18 protein-coding genes are annotated in these 19,560 nt (G+C 53.7%); all 18 read right to left on the bottom strand.

Going from position 1 to position 19,560, the window contains the following annotated elements; translation table 11 throughout:
* Window positions 1-42: 42 nt before the first annotated feature.
* The gene (locus tag B8P98_RS27780) at window positions 43-1,209 is read right to left on the bottom strand and encodes an esterase (RefSeq protein WP_080924898.1); all 1,167 of its coding nucleotides are present in this window, start codon (window positions 1,207-1,209) and stop codon (window positions 43-45) included.
* Between the two features lie 38 nt (window positions 1,210-1,247).
* The gene (locus tag B8P98_RS27775; RefSeq protein WP_080924897.1) at window positions 1,248-2,882 is read right to left on the bottom strand and encodes a carbohydrate porin; all 1,635 of its coding nucleotides are present in this window, start codon (window positions 2,880-2,882) and stop codon (window positions 1,248-1,250) included.
* Window positions 2,883-3,365: 483 nt separating this feature from the next.
* Entirely contained in the window at window positions 3,366-4,091 is a 726-nt protein-coding gene (gene phoU / locus B8P98_RS27765) for a phosphate signaling complex protein PhoU (protein WP_004145007.1), read from the bottom strand.
* Between the two features lie 50 nt (window positions 4,092-4,141).
* On the bottom strand, window positions 4,142-4,915 hold the full coding sequence (pstB, locus tag B8P98_RS27760) for a phosphate ABC transporter ATP-binding protein PstB (RefSeq protein WP_004145006.1): 774 nt from the start codon (window positions 4,913-4,915) through the stop codon (window positions 4,142-4,144).
* Between the two features lie 46 nt (window positions 4,916-4,961).
* Entirely contained in the window at window positions 4,962-5,852 is an 891-nt protein-coding gene (pstA, locus tag B8P98_RS27755) for a phosphate ABC transporter permease PstA (RefSeq protein ID WP_025711366.1), read from the bottom strand.
* Window positions 5,852-6,811, bottom strand: a complete 960-nt coding sequence (gene pstC, locus B8P98_RS27750; RefSeq protein WP_004145004.1) for a phosphate ABC transporter permease PstC — start codon at window positions 6,809-6,811, stop codon at window positions 5,852-5,854. Before pstC ends, pstA begins: the two co-directional genes overlap by 1 nt.
* Window positions 6,812-6,939: 128 nt before the next feature.
* Complete coding sequence (gene pstS, locus B8P98_RS27745) at window positions 6,940-7,980, bottom strand: phosphate ABC transporter substrate-binding protein PstS (protein WP_025711367.1); 1,041 nt, start codon at window positions 7,978-7,980, stop codon at window positions 6,940-6,942.
* Between the two features lie 337 nt (window positions 7,981-8,317).
* Complete coding sequence (gene glmS / locus B8P98_RS27740) at window positions 8,318-10,147, bottom strand: glutamine--fructose-6-phosphate transaminase (isomerizing) (RefSeq protein ID WP_025711368.1); 1,830 nt, start codon at window positions 10,145-10,147, stop codon at window positions 8,318-8,320.
* Between the two features lie 186 nt (window positions 10,148-10,333).
* Window positions 10,334-11,704 (bottom strand): bifunctional UDP-N-acetylglucosamine diphosphorylase/glucosamine-1-phosphate N-acetyltransferase GlmU, encoded by a 1,371-nt coding sequence (gene glmU / locus B8P98_RS27735; RefSeq protein ID WP_025711369.1) that lies wholly within the window; start codon window positions 11,702-11,704, stop codon window positions 10,334-10,336.
* 700 nt (window positions 11,705-12,404) lie between these two features.
* Window positions 12,405-12,824 carry a F0F1 ATP synthase subunit epsilon gene (locus B8P98_RS27730; protein ID WP_001251971.1) on the bottom strand — a complete coding sequence of 140 codons (420 nt, stop codon included), beginning with the start codon at window positions 12,822-12,824 and terminating at the stop codon, window positions 12,405-12,407.
* A 20-nt stretch (window positions 12,825-12,844) separates the two neighbouring features.
* Window positions 12,845-14,227: a F0F1 ATP synthase subunit beta gene (gene atpD / locus B8P98_RS27725; protein ID WP_004144997.1), complete on the bottom strand. Its 1,383-nt coding sequence runs from the start codon at window positions 14,225-14,227 to the stop codon at window positions 12,845-12,847.
* Between the two features lie 26 nt (window positions 14,228-14,253).
* Window positions 14,254-15,117, bottom strand: a complete 864-nt coding sequence (gene atpG, locus B8P98_RS27720) for a F0F1 ATP synthase subunit gamma (RefSeq protein ID WP_004144996.1) — start codon at window positions 15,115-15,117, stop codon at window positions 14,254-14,256.
* Between the two features lie 50 nt (window positions 15,118-15,167).
* Window positions 15,168-16,709, bottom strand: a complete 1,542-nt coding sequence (atpA, locus tag B8P98_RS27715; RefSeq protein WP_004144995.1) for a F0F1 ATP synthase subunit alpha — start codon at window positions 16,707-16,709, stop codon at window positions 15,168-15,170.
* A 12-nt stretch (window positions 16,710-16,721) separates the two neighbouring features.
* Entirely contained in the window at window positions 16,722-17,255 is a 534-nt protein-coding gene (atpH, locus tag B8P98_RS27710) for a F0F1 ATP synthase subunit delta (RefSeq protein WP_025711371.1), read from the bottom strand.
* 14 nt (window positions 17,256-17,269) lie between these two features.
* Window positions 17,270-17,740, bottom strand: a complete 471-nt coding sequence (gene atpF, locus B8P98_RS27705) for a F0F1 ATP synthase subunit B (RefSeq protein ID WP_004107293.1) — start codon at window positions 17,738-17,740, stop codon at window positions 17,270-17,272.
* 50 nt (window positions 17,741-17,790) lie between these two features.
* Window positions 17,791-18,030: a F0F1 ATP synthase subunit C gene (gene atpE / locus B8P98_RS27700; protein ID WP_000429386.1), complete on the bottom strand. Its 240-nt coding sequence runs from the start codon at window positions 18,028-18,030 to the stop codon at window positions 17,791-17,793.
* 48 nt (window positions 18,031-18,078) lie between these two features.
* A complete protein-coding gene (gene atpB, locus B8P98_RS27695) occupies window positions 18,079-18,894 on the bottom strand; it encodes a F0F1 ATP synthase subunit A (RefSeq protein ID WP_025711372.1) in 816 nt (271 codons plus the stop codon).
* Window positions 18,895-18,902: 8 nt separating this feature from the next.
* Window positions 18,903-19,283 (bottom strand): F0F1 ATP synthase subunit I, encoded by a 381-nt coding sequence (gene atpI / locus B8P98_RS27690; RefSeq protein ID WP_025711373.1) that lies wholly within the window; start codon window positions 19,281-19,283, stop codon window positions 18,903-18,905.
* Between the last annotated feature and the right edge of the window lie 277 nt (window positions 19,284-19,560).

The following is a 19,560-nucleotide window of genomic DNA, read 5'->3' as shown; positions in this document are numbered from 1 at the left end:
TTCCCTCACAAGCGGAAAAGGGGGCTCACCGCCCCCGCAAGGTTATTTAAACAGTTTTTGTACAAACTCGGCGTAGGCCGGGCGCCAGACGTCCATTTCATGGTTCAGGCCTGGATACGAGTGATAGTCGAAGTTAATCTTCTGTTTTTCCAGCTCGCTTTTCAGACCAGCAATGTCTTTGCCGGTAACGGAATCTTTTTCTCCGACGACCACGGTAAAGTTGCGCAGTTGCTTATTGATCGCGTCAGGCTGCTTCAGCTGCGCTTCCACGCCGGCATTCGGCACCGTGGTGGTCGTGACACCGCTAAAGGTCGCGAGCCAGCCAAAGCTCTCCAGATGATTCATTCCTGAAACCAGCGCCTGATAACCGCCCTGGGAGAGGCCCGCCAGCGCCCGGCCGTCGGCATCTTTACGCACATTAAACCGGGTATCGATCAGCGGAATAATATCCTGCATCAACTCGTTATCCGCCGCCTGCGCATTGAGGGGATAGAAGGTTTTGCGCCGCTCCTGCGGTGGGAAGTTTTCCGCTATCGCTTCCGGAGTATCGGTTTCGGTATCCGGGACCACCACCAGCATCGGCTTGATTTTGCCCTCCGCCAGCAGGTTATCCATGATTTGCGGGATCCGCCCTTGATCGATGGCCGACAGGCCGCTGTCGCCAAAGCCATGATAGAAATAGAGCACCGGCAGCGGGTCACCGCTTCCGCTATAACCCGGCGGCGTCCAGACATACAGACGACGTTCGGCGTTCAGTGCCTTCGAGTGATAGGTGAGGGTGCGCAGATCGCCGTGCGCGACCGCCCGATCGTCAAGAATACTGCCCGGCACCAGAATCAGACTGGTGTTCACCTGGCGCTGCGGCTTCTGATAGCGGCTGCCGGTATCTACCGAGCGGAAGCCATCCACATCGAAATAGTATTCATAGAGATTGGCTTTCATCGGCTCGCTTTTCCATGTCCAGACTCCGTCCGCTGCTTTGGTCATGTCGTGCGAGACAAAGGAGTCCGGCGTGGCGCCTGTCACTACCGAAACCCGCCGGGCATCAGGGGCAAACAGGCGGTAAGTGATACTCTTATCCGCGTTAACCTGGGTGATAAAGTGGCTCACCGGTTGGCCCGGGTCCGGCATTGCGGGTAATGGCGCCGCCTGCAGGGTAAACGCCGCGCCCGCCAGCGCCAGTGCGAAATAAATTGCATGTCGTTTCATCGTTATTCCTCTTCCGTTGTGTCCGTTCTGTTATCGTCTTACCACCAGATTTCCGCCTGCGCCCCCACGGCAAACTGATCGTTTTTACCGTCTTCAAAAATGCTGGTGGTATTATTCGCGGCCTTATCCAGGTCGATATCCTTCGCTTTAATATAGGTGGCATAGAAGCGAATTTCCGGGCGCGAGGTCAGCATACTGGTATTGACTTTGAAGGTATGGAACAGCGTGGTCTTGTAGCCGGACTCGTTATATTTCTTGCCGGTAACATCTTTGTTTTGCTGTTTGAAGTATCCCAGCTCGACGCCGGTCTGGTTGTATTTATCCCAGATATAAGCCGGTCGCAGGACCGTGCGAATGGATTCAAAATCGGAGTGGGCTCCGGTCTCGTAGCTATAGACGTCGTTGCCAAAGGAGTAGACGATGGCATTCGCCATAATAATGTCATCGCGTAAATAGGTTTCCCCCTGCGAGGTTAAGCGCACAGCGGTGCCATTGGTATGGTCGCCATAATAGCGGCCGTTAAAGGTGGTATAAGGGCTGGATCCGGCATAGCGCGAGAAGCTGCTGGCAATAGAGTTATTGGCCAGTAAGAAAGAGAATTCGTTAAAGCCGCCGTTAGCCCATTTCTGCGTTAACGAGGTACCCGCCATCCAGGTATCTTTCCATGGATAATAGCCTTCATTGCCCTCTTTATATTTCTCTGATGAACTTTCATTGGCGGCAACATAGCGTCCGCTAACCATCAGGCTGGCTTTATCCCACAGCGGGATCTCTTTGTAACGGATATCCAGAGTATTGGTGTTAATTTGCTGCTTATTGCTCAAAGAACGGTCGTAATCATCGACATCTTCGCGAATCAACGCGATATCGAATTTCCCGGCGCCTACCTGCCAGTTTTCCAGCCCCACGCCGGCCGCCGCATCGGTTCTCTGCGTTTTCCAGTCCAGCATCTGAATTTCGATTTTTGGCGCGCCGTGTTTACCGACCCAGAAATCAGCTTCCGGCGCAAACGGCAGGAACCCTTTGGTGTTAACGTACATATCCGAGAACTGAATGTAGTTTTCGCCGCCGGCGTTGTCCCCAAACCAGCCAGTGGAGTACTGCTGGCCAACGTTCCCGTCGAGCATCACGATGGCATCGACGCGTTTATCGCCTTCCTGAAATACCCGCTGCTTCAGCTGCAGATCGAACCAGCCGGAATATTCGTTGCCCAGACGGCCAAGCGAGCCAATCGCCCATGATTTTGGCGATCCGTGCGAAGCGGTGCCCCAGCCCGAACGAAAGTAGCCGTTATAGCTAAAGCCAATTTCATCTTTCACGAACTTGCTAAAATCTTTCAGCGTCATCGCGCTATAGGCTGGCGCGCCGTCGGTGGCAGGTTGTTGATTTTTAACCAGCACCGCATCCGGTTTAACCGCCGTTTTCAGCCCGGTGGCCGCCACCCCGGTCTTACGCTTCTGACCTTCCTCTGGCGGAGACCATGAGGCCCAGATCTGCTCTCTTTTTTTCTCCTGGTCCTGATATTTTTTGAGTTCCTTTTGCGTATCTTTGAGCGCTTTTTCCAGCAGTTCAAGCCGTTGTTCCACCGTCAACGGGCTTGCCAGCAGGTGGGTTGAATAACAAAGCGGTGCCAGCAATATCATCGCCGAAGCGATCCTGTTTTTTCTCATCATAATATTCCCTTATATAATCATTGGCGTAAATAAAACACGACAGCAACCCCTATTCCGCGCCAGTGCTAATAGCCGTATCCATACCGTTTGATGTCGCAATAGCTGTTATTTTTGCAGTTAGACAAAAGCAAAAAAAAACCTGAAGAAGACGATCTGCCTTAACAGATAATCCTCTTCAGGTTTTGCCCGCACATCGCGGTAGCAACCCTCATTCAGCCATTATTGGCCCGCATAAAACAAAAAAACCTGATACCGCCGCCGTGGGGGCAATATCAGGTTTTGCCTGCTGTCGCAGTCACAATCCGTTTAAACCATCCTGAGCGTTAGCGCTCAGTCAGTGGAAGCTGATTGTTACGCGATAAAATGAAGAACTCAAATGGCCAGCCTGTTAATTGTGACGATACTCTCAGCAATCTCGTGGCTTCTGGCTAAATCATATTTAATCCTGATAAATTTATTTACCAGGATTAAACAGAATGATTATTACTCTTTCGGATCTTTACCGGCAAGCAGTTTATCCAGCTCATCGCCGCCAACGTGACGGAAATCCTGACCTTTAACGAAGTAGAAAATATATTCGCAGATATTCTGGCAGCGATCGCCGATACGCTCGATAGAACGTGCGCAGAACAGCGCCGTCAGGACGCTGGGGATAGTGCGCGAGTCTTCCATCATGTAGGTCATCAGCTGACGCACGATGCCTTCATACTCCTGGTCGACTTTCTTATCTTCGCGGTAGATACGTACCGCTTCGTCGAGATCCATACGCGCAAACGCATCCAGCACGTCATGCAGCATCTGCACCGTGTGGCGGCCCAGCGATTCAAGGCTCACCAGCAGCGGCTGGTGCTGCTGGGAAAACTTCTCCAGCGCGGTGCGGCAGATTTTATCCGCCACGTCGCCAATGCGTTCCAGCTCAGCGATAGTCTTGATGATCGCCATCACCAGGCGCAGGTCGCTGGCGGTCGGCTGGCGCTTGGCGATGATGCGCACGCACGCTTCATCGATCGCCACTTCCATCATGTTGACCTGTTTGTCGCCGTCAATCACGCGTTTCGCCAGATCGCTGTCCTGGTTATGCATGGCGGTGATCGCATCAGAAAGCTGCTGCTCCACCAGCCCCCCCATGGTCATCACCTGGGTGCGGATATACTCCAGTTCAGCGTTGAACTGGCCGGAAATATGTTTGTTAAGATTTAGGTTGTCCATGGTGTCTCCTGATTGCCCAACTGGTGAGAGCCTGAAAGCACAAGGGCAAATCAACCGTAGCGGCCAGTAATATAATCTTCAGTTTGTTTCTTCGCGGGCTTGGTGAACAGGTCATCCGTGTTGCTGAACTCAATCAGCTCGCCAAGATACATAAATGCCGTATGGTCGGAACAACGCGCAGCCTGCTGCATGTTATGAGTTACGATAACGACGGTGTAATCCTGCTTCAGCTCGGTGATCAGCTCTTCGATACGCCCGGTGGAGATCGGGTCCAGCGCGGAGCACGGCTCATCAAGCAGCAAAACTTCCGGGCGGATCGCGATACCGCGGGCAATACACAGGCGCTGCTGCTGACCACCGGAGAGAGAATACCCGCTCTGGTGCAGTTTATCTTTGGTTTCGTTCCATAGTGCGGCTTTGGTCAGCGCCCACTGCACGCGCTCATCCATATCGGCACGGGACAGTTTTTCAAACAGGCGCACGCCGAAGGCGATATTGTCGTAAATAGACATCGGGAACGGCGTCGGCTTCTGGAATACCATGCCAACCTTAGCGCGCAACAGGGCGATATCCTGGGTGTTGGTCAGAATGTTATCGCCATCCAGCAGGATCTCACCTTCCGCGCGCTGCTCCGGATACAGTTCAAACATCTTGTTGAACGTGCGCAGCAGGGTGGATTTACCACAGCCTGACGGACCGATAAACGCCGTTACCTGGTTTTTAGTGATATCCAGGTTGATGTTCTTCAGGGCATGGAATTTGCCGTAGTAGAAGTTCAGGTTACGAACTGAAATCTTACCCGGAGCTGTATTCACCATACTCATCTCAATCTCTTCCTCATTCAGCGCAGCAGTTGCTGCGCCGCAAAAATTAACCGTGTTTCTTCTTGGCGAAGATAACGCGCGCCAGGATGTTCAGCAGCAAGACGCACAGGGTGATAATCAATACCCCGGCCCATGCCAGTTGCTGCCATTCCGCAAACGGACTCATGGCAAATTTGAAAATGGTCACCGGCAGGTTGGCAATCGGCTGCATCATGTCGGTGCTCCAGAACTGGTTGGACAGCGCGGTGAACAGCAGGGGTGCCGTTTCCCCGGCGATACGGGCGATAGCCAGCAGGATCCCGGTCATAATCCCCGAGACGGACGCTTTCAGGGTGATCGCCGAGATCATTTTCCACTTCGGCGTCCCCAGCGCATAGGCCGCTTCACGCAGGCTATCCGGCACCAGCTTCAGCATGTTTTCGGTGGTACGAATCACGATAGGTACCTGCAGCAGCGCCAGCGCGATAACGCCCGCCCAGCCCGAGAAGTGCTGCATCTGCGCCACCACGATGGTGTAGACGAACAGACCGACCACGATAGACGGCGCGGATAGCAGAATATCGTTAATAAAACGGATGATTTCCGCCAGTACCGACTTACGGCCGTACTCTGCCAGATAGATACCTGCCATGATCCCCAGCGGCGTACCAAAGACGGTTGCCCACAGGATCAGCAGGCCGCTGCCTGCGAGGGCGTTGGCCAAGCCACCGCCCGCCGTATTCGGCGGTGGCGTCATTTCGGTGAACAGCGCCAGACTCATGCCATCGAAACCGCGGGTTATCGTCGCCATCAGGATCCAGATAAGCCAGAACAAACCAAACGCCATAGTGGCTATCGAGAGCGCCAGAGCGATACGGTTTTTCATGCGGCGTTTGGCCTGCATCTTGCGGCGGGATTCCGCCAGCTCGGCGGTGGTTTGCAATTCAATGGTCGCCATTAGCGTGCCCCCTCATTCTTCGCGAGGCGCATAATCATAAACTTCGACGCCGCCAGAACGATAAAGGTGATAACGAACAGGATCAGACCCAGTTCCATGAGCGCCGCCACGTGCAGGCCGGTTTCCGCTTCGGCGAACTCATTAGCCAGCGCGGAGGTAATACTGTTCCCCGGCATATACAACGAGATGCTGTCGAGCTGGTAGGTGTTGCCGATGATAAAGGTGACCGCCATGGTTTCACCCAGCGCGCGGCCCAGACCGAGCATCACCCCGCCGATCACCCCGTTTTTAGTGAACGGTAAAACGATGCGCCAGATCACCTCCCAGGTGGTGCAGCCGATGCCATAGGCCGACTCTTTCATCATCACCGGGGTCTGCTCGAAAACATCGCGCATGACCGCGGCGATGTAAGGGATGATCATGATGGCCAGAATGACGCCAGCGGCGAGAATACCGATACCAAAAGCCGGGCCGGCAAACAGCGCGCCGACGAACGGGATGGTCGACAGGACGTTGCCGACCGGCTCCTGGAAGTAAGTCGCAAACAATGGGGCGAAAATAAACAGGCCCCACATGCCGTACACAATACTCGGGATCGCCGCCAGCAGCTCAATCGCAATCCCCAGCGGGCGCTTGAGCCAGGCGGGGGACAGTTCGGTCAAAAACAGCGCAATGCCGAAACTCACCGGAACGGCGATCAGCAGGGCGATAAAAGAGGTGACCAGGGTTCCGTAAATCGGGACCAGCGCGCCGAAGATCTCGTTAGGCGCATCCCACTCTTTGGTCCACAAAAAGGCAAAGCCAAACTTTTGAATGCTCGGCCAGGAAGAGATGATCAGGGAAACGATGATGCCGCCCAGCATCAATAGCACAATCAGCGCAGCCAGTTTTACCAGCGCACTGAATATCATGTCACCCTTTTTCCCCGGAGGGGTAAATGCAGGCTTGGTTGCAGCCATAGATTACTCTTTACGTATTAAAACTTGTTCGAATAAATGCCCGGTGGCGTTGGCTCCCGGGCCTACAGTCTGAACCGTAGGGCGGGCAGCGCCTGAACGCCCCCGCCATCTTCGTCAAAAATCTACTGTTAGTACAGCGCTTTACCGCTGCTGTCTTTGACGTTGGTTTTCCATGCCGCGCGAACCTGCTCTACCACGCTTTCCGGAAGTGTCGCGTAATCCAGCGCATTCGCTTCTTTCCCGCCGTTTTTATACGCCCAGTCGAAGAACTTCAGCACTTCAGCGGTCTGTTCCGGCTTGTTCGTCGCCTTATGTACCAGGATGAAGGTGGTTGAGGTGATCGGCCATGCATTTTCGCCTTTCTGGTTGGTCAGGTCCTGAGCGAAAGATTTGCTCCAGTCAACGCCTTTTGCGGCGTTAGCGAAGTTGTCTTCAGTCGGGCTAACCGGCTTGCCATCGGCAGAAACCAGCCTGGTGTAGGCCAGGTTGTTTTGCTTGGCGTAAGCGTATTCGACGTAACCAATCGAGCCCGGCAGACGCTGAACAAAGGCGGCGATACCGTCGTTGCCTTTACCGCCCAGACCGGTTGGCCAGTTAACGGTAGAGCCGGCGCCGATTTTCGATTTCCACTCTTCATTCACTTTGGACAGGTAGCTGGTGAAGACGAAGGAGGTACCGGAACCATCGGCGCGGCGGACCACAGCGATGTTCTGCGACGGCAGCTTCAGGCCCGGGTTGAGTTTAGCGATCGCTTCGTCATCCCATTTTTTAATTTTACCCAGGTAGATATCGCCCAGGGTTTTGCCATCCAGCACCAGTTCGCCGGATTTCACGCCAGGCAGGTTAACCGCCAGTACCACGCCGCCAATCACGGTCGGGAACTGGAACAGGCCTTCCTGGGTCAGTTTGTCATCAGCCAGCGGAGCATCAGAAGCACCGAAATCAACGGTGTTGGCAATAATCTGCTTAACGCCACCAGAGGAACCAATACCCTGGTAGTTCACTTTATTGCCCGTTTCTTTCTGATAGGTGTCAGCCCATTTGGCATACACCGGCGCAGGGAAAGTTGCGCCTGCGCCAGTCAGGCTTGCTGCTGCGAAGGCAGAGAAAGCGCTCATCGATAAGGTCGCGGCGACAACTGTTGCGACGGTGGTACGCATAACGTTCATAATGTCTCCTGCTGGGATTCGTAAATCATTGTTTCGAGGCTATGGTGAGCAAAATAGGTCAAAGAGGTGACAGTAAAATGTACGAATTATGACAGTTTTATGACAGGTCGAAAGAAGGGATTTTACAGCAAATAATACGCTTATAACTCAGAAGGTTATCAGCAAGCATGACCGTGCAATGACAGAATAATTTTCTTTTTATGACAGCAAAATCGAACCGCAAAACGATCGTTTGTCATCTACCGCCAGTCAAAATATTGCGCACAAAATCGATGACAAACAGCAGGTGAAAATAAAAAAGGGCCGCCGTCGGCAGCCCTTTGCAAGACAGGATGCTTTACTCAACCGTGACCGATTTCGCCAGGTTACGCGGCTGGTCAACGTCAGTGCCTTTGATCAGCGCGACGTGATAAGCCAACAGCTGCAGCGGTACCGTATAGAAGATTGGGGCAATCGTCTCTTCGACATGCGGCATCTCAATGATGTGCATATTGTCGCTACCGTTGAAGCCAGCCTCACCGTCGGCAAAGACATACAGCTCACCGCCGCGGGCACGAACCTCTTCGATGTTGGATTTCAGTTTTTCCAGCAGCTCGTTGTTCGGCGCCACCACGATCACCGGCATTTCCGCATCAATCAGCGCCAGCGGGCCATGTTTCAGCTCACCTGCCGCATAGGCTTCCGCGTGAATGTAAGAGATCTCTTTCAGCTTCAGCGCCCCTTCCATGGCGATCGGGTACTGATCGCCACGGCCGAGGAATAGAGCATGGTGCTTATCTGAGAAACGCTCTGCCAGCTGCTCAATACGCTTGTCCTGGGAGAGCATCTGCTCAATACGGTTCGGCAGGGCCTGCAGGCCGTGTACGATATCATGCTCGATAGACGCATCCTGACCTTTCAGTCGCGCCAGTTTCGCCACCAACATCAACAGCACGGTTAGCTGAGTGGTAAAGGCTTTGGTCGAGGCCACGCCGATTTCCGTTCCGGCTTTGGTCATCAGCGCCAGGTCAGACTCACGTACCAGCGACGAACCCGCCACGTTGCAGATGGCCAGTGAACCAAGATAGCCAAGCTCTTTAGAGAGGCGCAGCGCCGCCAGGGTATCGGCGGTTTCACCGGACTGGGAGAGGGTGATCATCAGGCTATTGCGACGCACCGCGGACTTGCGATAGCGGAACTCGGAGGCGATTTCCACATCGCACGGTACGCCGGCTAACGCTTCAAACCAGTAGCGGGAGACCATTCCGGAGTTATAGGAGGTCCCGCAGGCAACTATCTGAATATGTTCAACCTGAGCCAGCATTTCATTGGCGTTCGGCCCCAGCTCGCTGAGATCCACTTCGCCATGGCTGATGCGCCCGGTCAGGGTGTTCTTAATCGCATTCGGCTGCTCGAAAATCTCTTTCTGCATATAGTGACGGTAGATACCTTTATCGCCAGCGTCATACTGCAGATTGGATTCGATCTCCTGGCGCTTCACTTGTGCACCGGACTTATCAAAGATCACCACCGAACGACGAGTCACTTCGGCAATATCGCCTTCTTCCAGGAAGATGAAGCGGCGGGTAACCGGCAGCAATGCCAGCTGGTCGGAGGCGATAAAGTTTTCGCCCATGCCCAGGCCAATCACCAGCGGGCTACCGGAGCGGGCCGCCAGCAGGGTTCCCGGGTCACGGGTATCCATGATCACCGTACCGTAGGCGCCGCGCAGCTGCGGAATCGTGCGCAGGACAGCTTCTCGCAAGGTACCGCCTTGTTCCAGCTCCCAGTGCACCAGATGGGCGATAACTTCGGTATCGGTCTCGGTGACAAAGACATAGCCGCGAGACTGCAGCAGGGCGCGCAGCGGCTCGTGGTTTTCGATGATCCCGTTATGAACCACTACAATGTGTTCAGAAACATGCGGATGCGCATTGCCCTCAGACGGTTCGCCGTGCGTCGCCCAGCGAGTATGGGCGATCCCGGTACCACCGTGTAACGGTTGCTCTTCTACCGCCTGAGCCAGCATCTGGACTTTACCCAGGCGACGCACGCGGGTCATATGACCTTCGCTGTCGACCACCGCCAGACCGGCAGAGTCATAGCCACGGTATTCCAGACGACGTAAACCTTCGAGAAGGATTTCAGCAATATCACGCTGCGCGACTGCGCCAACAATTCCACACATAGTTAAATTTCCTGATAATGGCGATATGCCATGCGTTGTCGCTGACCTGTATTTGCCCGTTTTCCGGGCGCCCCGAGCCTTGTAGAGAGTGGGGTTATTGTTATGGTACTGCCTGCGGACGGGGATCTATGTTGACCCTCTCATCCTAGTTCGCCGGGTGTTGTTCACCCCCGGCGACAATCCTGCTTACTTCTTTTTCACCGGACGCTGCCAGCCCTGCTTATGGACCTGCGGCACGCGGCTTAATACCAGTTCGTTATCGGCAATGTTGCGGGTAACGGTGGTGCCGGCGGCGATAGTGACGCCATTGCCCACAGTGACCGGGGCCACCAGCTGGGTATCTGAGCCGACAAAAACATCATCGCCAATAATCGTTTTATGCTTGTTCGCACCATCGTAGTTGCAGGTGATGGTGCCCGCGCCGATATTGACGTTATCACCGATCTCCGCATCGCCCAGGTAGGTCAGATGACCCGCCTTGGAACCTTTGCCGAGACGCGCTTTTTTCATTTCCACGAAGTTGCCAACGTGAGCGCCTTCCAGCAGTTCGGCACCCGGACGCAGACGGGCAAATGGGCCGATGGTACAGGCAGCCTGCAGCTGGGCATCTTCCACCACGCTGTAGGGACTGATTTCGCAGTCATCGCCGATGGTGCTGTTTTTGATCACGCAGCCAGCGCCGATTTTCACACGGTCGCCCAGTACCACGTTGCCTTCCAGAATAACGTTAGTATCGATCTCCACATCGCGCCCGTGCTGCAGCGTACCGCGCAGATCGAAACGCGCCGGATCGCGCAACATTACGCCCGCCAGCAGCAGTTTTTCCGCCTGCTCAGCCTGGTAGACGCGCTCCAGACGCGCAAGCTGCAGGCGATTGTTGACGCCTTCGACCTCGCTCAGGCGCTGCGGATGCACCGCAACGATCTCATGGCCTTCCTGATGTGCCATGGCAATGATATCGGTGATGTAGTATTCGCCCTGGGCATTGTTATTGGTAAGCTTCGCCAGCCAGCGCTTCAGATCGGCTCCGCCGGCGATCAAGATGCCGGTGTTAATTTCCTGAATCTGGCGCTGCGCTTCGCTGGCATCTTTGTGCTCAACGATACCCGTCACCTGGCCATTTTCACGGGTAATGCGGCCGTAGCCCGTTGGGTCATCCAGCTTCACCGTTAGCAAACCAATCCCACCCTGTGGTTTCGCAGCGCGCAGGCGCTGTAGCGTCTCAACGGAGATCAGCGGCACGTCACCATAGAGCATCAGGATGTCTTCATCATCATTGAAGAACGGCGCCGCCTGCTGCATGGCGTGCCCGGTACCGAGCTGCTCGGCCTGCAGCACCCAGTTCAGGTTGTCTTCATGCAGCGTCTGACGCAGCAAATCGCCACCGTGGCCATACACCAGATGTACCGCACTGGCGCCTAAATCGTTAGCAGCATCAATGACATGCTGCACCATTGGCTTCCCGGCCAGGGTATGCAGCACCTTAGGAAGATCGGAATACATGCGGGTCCCTTTGCCTGCGGCAAGGATAACCACGCTCATCGCACTATTTGACATACTCATCCTGACGGTAGTTAGAACGAAAAGTAAAAGCCTTTCACGTTGAAATTTCTACATATTTTTCATCATAAAACGAGACGTGGAGAAAACGTCCAGGCTCACAGCTATCCACCATTTTATGACGCTAATTTTGACCACTGCAAATCAGTTTAACGCTGAAAAAGGAGGGTAGGGAGGGTAATCATTGACTATCTCACTGCTTTTGCTGTTTTTTCGCCACCTGAATAAAGCAGCGGCGGCAGGCAGGTTCAGGCATCCACAGCGGGAAGAACCATGATAAATAGTCGCCAGTCTCTGGCAGGGGAGGGCGGTAAAGTGATTGATGGTATCTATAAAAAACGAAAGGCCACCGTCAGGTGACCTTATTTTCCCGGTTGCACATTGCCTGTGTTGTCGTTTTGATGGGCGATACGTCGTGTAAGCGGGTGGAGATAGCGCGGAACTTAGAAGCTCAGTACGCTAAATTTGGCGATGATTTTATGAAACAGTTTCATGATGATTTCCTGACGCAGGTGCAGTTTAATAACGTTCTTTTTTTGTGATGTACATCACATAAAAAAGAGTCTACGCCTCCTCATTTAACTAATCAATAACAATTAAGCGGGAATTTTGTTTTCGCTTCATCCGCGGATCTGCGGCGGGCCATAAAAAAAGCCAGTCTGGAAAACCAGACTGGCTTTTTACGTTCAAGCCGGTGTTACATCGCTTTTTTGGTCAACTCGATAACGCGCAGTTTAGCGATCGCTTTGGCCAGTTCCGCAGACGCCTGAGCGTAATCCACATCGCCGTGAGAGCTCTTAATATGCTCTTCCGCTTTGCGTTTCGCTTCCAGCGCTCGCGCTTCGTCGAGGTCCTGACCGCGAATTGCGGTATCCGCCAGAACGGTCACGCTGCCAGGCTGCACTTCAAGAATGCCGCCGGACAGATAGATAAACTCTTCATGACCGTGCTGTTTAACGATGCGAATCATACCAGGCTTAATGGCGGTGAGCAGCGGTGCGTGGCCCGGGTAAATACCCAGTTCACCTTCGCTACCCGTTACCTGGATTTTTTCGACCAGACCAGAGAACATTTGTTGCTCTGCGCTGACGACGTCCAGGTGGTAAGTCATTGCCATATCACCCTCCGATTAAGGCGTTAAAGTTTTTTGGCTTTTTCCACGGCTTCGTCGATGGAACCGACCATGTAGAACGCCTGCTCTGGCAGGTGATCGTATTCGCCTTCCATGATGCCTTTAAAGCCACGGATGGTGTCTTTCAGCGCCACGTATTTGCCCGGAGAACCAGTAAAGACTTCTGCCACGAAGAACGGCTGGGACAGGAAGCGCTGGATCTTACGTGCGCGAGCTACCACCAGTTTGTCTTCTTCAGACAGTTCGTCCATACCGAGGATGGCGATGATGTCTTTCAGTTCCTGATAACGCTGCAGGATGGACTGAACGCCACGCGCGGTGTCGTAGTGTTCCTGACCAACAACCAGCGGATCCAGCTGACGGCTGGTGGAGTCCAGCGGGTCAACGGCCGGGTAGATACCCAGGGATGCGATCTGACGACTCAGTACTACGGTTGCATCTAAGTGAGCAAAGGTAGTTGCTGGGGATGGGTCAGTTAAGTCATCCGCCGGTACGTATACCGCCTGTACGGAGGTGATAGAACCGGTTTTGGTGGAGGTGATACGTTCCTGCAGAACACCCATCTCTTCCGCCAGGGTCGGCTGATAACCTACCGCTGAAGGCATACGACCCAGCAGCGCGGATACTTCAGTACCGGCCAGGGTGTAACGATAAATGTTATCGACGAACAGCAGTACGTCACGACCTTCGTCACGGAATTTCTCAGCCATGGTCAGGCCGGTCAGCGCAACGCGCAGACGGTTTCCCGGCGGCTCGTTCATCTGGCCGTACACCAGGGATACTTTATCGATAACGTTGGAGTCGGTCATTTCGTGGTAGAAGTCGTTACCCTCACGAGTACGTTCACCTACGCCCGCAAACACAGAGTAACCGGAGTGCTCGATCGCGATGTTACGGATCAGCTCCATCATGTTTACGGTTTTACCTACACCCGCACCACCGAACAGACCAACTTTACCGCCCTTCGCGAACGGACACATCAGGTCGATAACTTTGATGCCGGTTTCAAGCAGTTCCTGAGAGCTGGACAGCTCTTCATAGGACGGTGCTGCGCGGTGGATAGCCCAACGCTCTTCTTCGCCGATGTCGCCTTTCATGTCAACCGGTTGACCCAGTACGTTCATGATACGACCCAGCGTTGCTTTACCTACCGGGACTTCGATCGGGTGCTCGAGGTCTTTTACATCCAGACCGCGGCGCAGACCGTCGGAAGAACCCATGGCGATGGTACGTACGATACCGCCGCCCAGCTGCTGCTGAACTTCCAGCACCAGAACTTCATTACCATTCTGTACCTCAAGGGCTTCGTACACGCGTGGTACGGCATCCTGAGGGAACTCGACGTCGACCACGGCGCCGATTACCTGGACAATCTTTCCAGTAGCCATCTTAAATCCTCTACGAAATAACCTGGTTAAACCGCGGCGGCCCCCGAGACGATCTCGGTGAGTTCCTGAGTAATGCTGGCCTGACGAGCTTTGTTGTATACCAACTGCAGCTCTTTAATCAGGCTGCCGCCATTATCGGTCGCGGCTTTCATCGCCACCATACGGGCGGCCTGCTCGCTGGCCAGGTTTTCAACCACGCCCTGATAAACCTGAGACTCTACGTAGCGGCGCAGGAGGGTATCCAGCAGCGCTTTCGGATCGGGCTCATACAGGTAATCCCAGGATTTACGTTTCAGATCAGCGTCTTCTGATGCCGGTAACGGCAGCAGCTGAGTGATCGTCGGAACCTGAGACATGGTGTTAATAAATTTGTTGCTGACAACGTACAGCTTGTCCAGACGGCCTTCATCGTAGGCCTGCAACATCACTTTTACCGGGCCGATCAGTTCGGACAGGGATGGGTTATCCCCCATACCGGTCACCTGTGCAACCACGTTGCCGCCTACGGAGTTAAAGAAAGAGACGCCTTTAGAGCCGATCATTGCGAGGTCGCACTGAACGCCTTTATCGGACCATGCTTTCATTTCCGCCAGCAGTTTCTTGAACAGGTTAATGTTCAAGCCGCCGCACAGACCACGGTCGGTCGACACCACCAGGTAGCCCACGCGCTTAACGTCGCGTTCTTCCAGGTAAGGGTGCTTATATTCCAGATTACCGTTCGCAAGGTGACCAATCACTTTGCGCATAGTATCTGCGTAAGGACGGCTGGCCGCCATGCGCTCCTGCGATTTACGCATTTTGGAAGCGGCGACCATCTCCATCGCTTTAGTGATCTTTTGCGTGTTCTGGACGCTTGCGATCTTACTACGTATCTCTTTTGCGCCGGCCATGAGCTTCTCCTCAATGCCTTGCGGCCTGCCCTAAGACAGACCGCCAGACGTTACCAGGATTGGGTTGCTTTGAAGGAATCGAGGATGCCTTTCAGCTTGCCTTCGATTTCGTCGTTATAGCCACCGGACTGGTTAATCTCTTGCATCAGCGGAGCGTGATCACGGTCGACGTAAGCCAGCAGAGCGGCTTCGAAGCTACCGATTTTCGCCAGTTCTACATCAGCCAGGTAACCACGTTCTGCTGCGAACAGAACCAGCGACTGCTGCGCGACAGACATCGGCGCATACTGTTTCTGTTTCAGCAGCTCGGTCACTTTCTGACCGTGGTCCAGCTGTTTGCGGGTTGCATCGTCAAGGTCGGATGCAAACTGGGAGAACGCCGCCAGTTCACGATACTGCGCCAACGCGGTACGGATACCACCGGACAGTTTCTTCATGATCTTGGTCTGCGCTGCACCACCAACACGGGATACGGAGATACCCGGGTTAACCGCAGGACGAATACCGGCGTTAAACAGGTTGGTTTCCAGGAAGATCTGACCATCGGTAATGGAAATTACGTTGGTCGGAACGAACGCGGAAACGTCACCCGCCTGCGTTTCGATAATCGGCAGTGCGGTCAGAGAGCCAGTTTTCCCTTTCACTTCACCTTTGGTGAAGGCTTCAACGTATTCAGCGTTAACACGCGCAGCACGCTCCAGCAGACGAGAGTGGAGGTAGAATACGTCGCCCGGGAACGCTTCACGTCCTGGCGGACGACGGAGCAGCAGGGAAATCTGACGGTAAGCAACAGCCTGTTTAGACAGGTCATCGTAAACGATCAGCGCATCTTCACCGCGATCGCGGAAGTATTCGCCCATTGCGCAACCGGCATATGGCGCCAGGTATTGCAGAGCAGCAGATTCGGATGCCGTTGCTACCACTACGATGGTGTTAGCCAGCGCGCCATGCTCTTCCAGTTTGCGCACCACGTTAGAAATGGTGGATGCTTTCTGACCGATAGCGACATAGACGCATTTGATGCCGGAATCACGCTGGTTGATGATGGCATCGATAGCCAGCGCCGTTTTACCGGTCTGACGGTCGCCGATGATCAGCTCACGCTGACCACGACCGATTGGGATCATGGCGTCAACGGATTTATAACCGGTCTGTACCGGCTGATCGACGGACTGACGTTCGATGACGCCCGGCGCGATCGCTTCAACGGCGGAGAAACCGTCGTTTTCCAGCGGACCTTTACCATCAATTGGCGCGCCCAGGGTGTTAACCACGCGGCCCAGCAGGCCACGGCCAACCGGAACTTCCAGGATACGGCCAGTACATTTAACCTTCATGCCTTCGGCAAGGTCAGCGTACGGCCCCATAACGACCGCACCGACGGAGTCGCGCTCCAGGTTCAGTGCGATAGCGTAACGGTTACCCGGCAGGGAGATCATCTCGCCCTGCATACATTCGGCAAGGCCGTGGATGCGGATAACACCGTCACTTACAGAAACAATAGTACCTTCGTTATGAGCTTCGCTCACAACATTGAACTGAGCAATGCGCTGCTTGATCAGTTCGCTGATTTCGGTGGAATTCAGTTGCATGCTCCAGTCCCCTTAAGACTGCAAGACGTCTGCAAGGCGCTCAAGACGGCCGCGTACGCTGCCATCAATGACCATATCACCCGCACGGATGATAATACCTGCCATTACAGACTTATCGATTTTGCAATTCAGCTTAACTTTGCGAGACAGACGTTTTTCCATCGCGCTGACGATCCTGGCAAGCTGTTCATCACTCAGTTGGTTGGCAGATATTACGTCTACCTCTGCGATGGCCTCGCTGGCCGCGCGCAGGTGAATGAATTGCTCAAGAACGTCCGGGAGCACCTTCAGACGATTATTTTCCGCCATCACCTTAATCAGGTTCTGGCCGTTTTCGTCGAGCTGCTCGCCGCAGATAGCGATAAACGCTTCTGAGAGCGTTTCCGGCGCCAAAGCACCGGAGAGAAGTTCTGCCATTTGGTCGTTTTTGGTCACTTCGGCGGCAAACGCCAGCATATCCTGCCAGCGTTCAACACTGTTGTGTTCGACGGCAAAGTCAAAAGCTGCTTTGGCGTAGGGGCGAGCTACCGTTACAAATTCAGACATCAGCCCCTCCCTCCTTACAGTTCAGCGACAAGTTTATCCACGATGTCGCTGTTAGCAGCTTCATCCACGGAACGTTCGATGATCTTCTCGGCGCCAGCAACAGCCAGGATAGCGACCTGCTTACGCAGCTCCTCGCGAGCACGTTTACGCTCAGCATCAATTTCAGCCTGCGCTTGTGCAACGATTTTGGTGCGTTCCTGTTCTGCTTCAGCTTTAGCTTCGTCCAGGATCTGAGAGCGGCGCTTGTTCGCCTGCTCAATGATAACCTGGGCTTCCGCTTTCGCTTTTTTCAGCTGGTCGGTCGCGTTGGCCTGTGCAAGGTCCAAATCTTTCTTAGCGCGTTCTGCAGAAGCTAAACCGTCAGAAATCTCTTTCTGGCGTTTTTCGATGGCAGCCATTAAAGGCGGCCATACATACTTCATGCAGAACCATACGAAGATAACAAACGCGATGGCCTGGCCGAGGATTGTTGCGTTCATGTTCACAGCACAATACCTCTTTAATTAACTCTGTGGCTTAGGTTTCTAACAACTTACTACGCGACGGCGAACATCACGTACAGACCCAGACCTACAGCGATCATCGGGATAGCATCCACCAGACCCATAACGATAAAGAACTGAGTACGCAGCAGAGGAATCAGATCCGGCTGACGCGCTGCGCCTTCCAGGAATTTACCCCCGAGGATGCCGATACCGATCGCAGCACCGATTGCCGCCAGACCCATCATCACAGCGGCAGCCATGTACAGCAGATCCATATTCAGGTTTTCCATGACAGTCTCCAGTTTGTTTCAGTTAAAACGTAGTAGTGTTGGTAAAAATCAATGCTCTTCAGATGCCATCGACAGATAGACAATCGTCAGAACCATGAAGATGAAGGCTTGCAGCGTAATAATCAGGATGTGGAAAATGGCCCAAGGCACATTCAGAACCCACTGTGACCACCACGGCAACAGACCAGCAATCAGAATGAAAATCAGCTCACCGGCATACATGTTGCCGAACAGTCGCAGACCGAGAGAAACCGGTTTGGACAGCAGGCTTACCCCTTCAAGGATTAAGTTGACAGGAATGAACGCCCAGTGATTGAACGGCTGCATGGTCAGTTCTTTAACGAACCCACCTACGCCTTTCATTTTGATGCTGTAGAAAATAATCAGGATGAACACGCCAAGCGCCATCGACAGGGTGATGTTCACGTCAGCAGACGGAACCACGCGCAGTGCAGGCAGGCCGAAAATGTGTTCGCCGATGTAAGGAATCAGGTCGATTGGCAGCAGGTCCATCAGGTTCATCAGGAAGACCCAGACGAACACAGTAAGCGCCAGCGGCGCGATGACCTTGCTCTTGCCATGGTACATGTCTTTGACGCTGCCATGGACGAAGCCGATGATCATCTCAATGAAGGTTTGGAATTTCCCTGGTACACCGCTGGTTGCTTTTTTGGCAACGCTACGGAACATGGCCAGGAACAGCAGACCGAGAACCACCGAGAAAAACATGGAGTCAATGTTGAGCGTCCAGAAGGTGGCCGGGGGGTTGTGCGGATCCACCAGCGAGAAAGTACGCAGGTCAATCTGAAGGTTGTTCAGATGATGACCTATGTATTCCTGCGGCGTCATATTTTCTGAAGCCATGATGCCTTTTACCCTTTGTTGTTGATTACAGCTGGCGCCAGAACTTGTACCACCAGCACCAAAACCCACGTCACGATCAGCGGCAAAAATACCACTTTTAAAACGGCCAGCGCCATCGCCAGAAGGGCGAAGGTTAGCAACACCTTGAAGGCTTCACCGAAGGCGAAGGTCCAGGCCACACGGCCTTTTGCTGGTGTATGCGCCTGATGACGCCAGGCAAAAATCATAAACATCAGGTTTGGCAAAACCACTGCCAAACCGCCGCATATTGCGGAAATGCCCCAGAAGGGGTCTTTGAGGCTGAACAGCAGTCCACTTGCTATTACGGCCAGTAACTGAATAAACAGAAGCTTGCGAGCAACGTTTCGACTCAAGAGCGACACTGACATCACGTTTTTACTCCTGCTCCCTTTGAGGTATGTCGCGTGTCGTATAAAACGTCCTTTAAGACGAAGAGTCAAGCATCAAAAAGCGGACAAATTATACGGTGACGCCCCGTGATTTCAAACAATAAGTAGCAAAATAGTGAATAAATGTTTAATTATTTTCCAACGGCCAACTTTCCGCGCATTTCAGCGTTCTGTGAGCGGTCATACAAAACTGCAAATAACGTGGAAACACGGCAATTAAAGCGTGCATTAGATCACATAATAAACATTTCAAGCG

It is taken from the genome of Klebsiella quasivariicola (genome assembly GCF_002269255.1).
GTDB lineage: Bacteria > Pseudomonadota > Gammaproteobacteria > Enterobacterales > Enterobacteriaceae > Klebsiella > Klebsiella quasivariicola.
This window is presented reverse-complemented; position numbering and strand designations above follow the sequence as displayed.

Coding starts and splice junctions, on each gene's coding strand:
- pstA (WP_025711366.1), bottom strand. CDS start 5,852: ATGGCGACCATTGAATTGCAAACCACCGCCGAGCTGGCGGAATCCCGC.
- atpD (WP_004144997.1), bottom strand. CDS start 14,227: ATGGCTACTGGAAAGATTGTCCAGGTAATCGGCGCCGTGGTCGACGTC.
- B8P98_RS27780 (WP_080924898.1), bottom strand. CDS start 1,209: ATGAAACGACATGCAATTTATTTCGCACTGGCGCTGGCGGGCGCGGCG.
- B8P98_RS27775 (WP_080924897.1), bottom strand. CDS start 2,882: ATGATGAGAAAAAACAGGATCGCTTCGGCGATGATATTGCTGGCACCG.
- atpG (WP_004144996.1), bottom strand. CDS start 15,117: ATGGCCGGCGCAAAAGAGATACGTAGTAAGATCGCAAGCGTCCAGAAC.
- atpA (WP_004144995.1), bottom strand. CDS start 16,709: ATGCAACTGAATTCCACCGAAATCAGCGAACTGATCAAGCAGCGCATT.
- atpI (WP_025711373.1), bottom strand. CDS start 19,283: ATGTCAGTGTCGCTCTTGAGTCGAAACGTTGCTCGCAAGCTTCTGTTT.
- atpE (WP_000429386.1), bottom strand. CDS start 18,030: ATGGAAAACCTGAATATGGATCTGCTGTACATGGCTGCCGCTGTGATG.
- B8P98_RS27730 (WP_001251971.1), bottom strand. CDS start 12,824: ATGGCAATGACTTACCACCTGGACGTCGTCAGCGCAGAGCAACAAATG.
- atpH (WP_025711371.1), bottom strand. CDS start 17,255: ATGTCTGAATTTGTAACGGTAGCTCGCCCCTACGCCAAAGCAGCTTTT.
- pstC (WP_004145004.1), bottom strand. CDS start 6,811: ATGGCTGCAACCAAGCCTGCATTTACCCCTCCGGGGAAAAAGGGTGAC.
- atpB (WP_025711372.1), bottom strand. CDS start 18,894: ATGGCTTCAGAAAATATGACGCCGCAGGAATACATAGGTCATCATCTG.
- glmS (WP_025711368.1), bottom strand. CDS start 10,147: ATGTGTGGAATTGTTGGCGCAGTCGCGCAGCGTGATATTGCTGAAATC.
- pstB (WP_004145006.1), bottom strand. CDS start 4,915: ATGAGTATGGTGAATACAGCTCCGGGTAAGATTTCAGTTCGTAACCTG.
- phoU (WP_004145007.1), bottom strand. CDS start 4,091: ATGGACAACCTAAATCTTAACAAACATATTTCCGGCCAGTTCAACGCT.
- glmU (WP_025711369.1), bottom strand. CDS start 11,704: ATGTCAAATAGTGCGATGAGCGTGGTTATCCTTGCCGCAGGCAAAGGG.
- pstS (WP_025711367.1), bottom strand. CDS start 7,980: ATGAACGTTATGCGTACCACCGTCGCAACAGTTGTCGCCGCGACCTTA.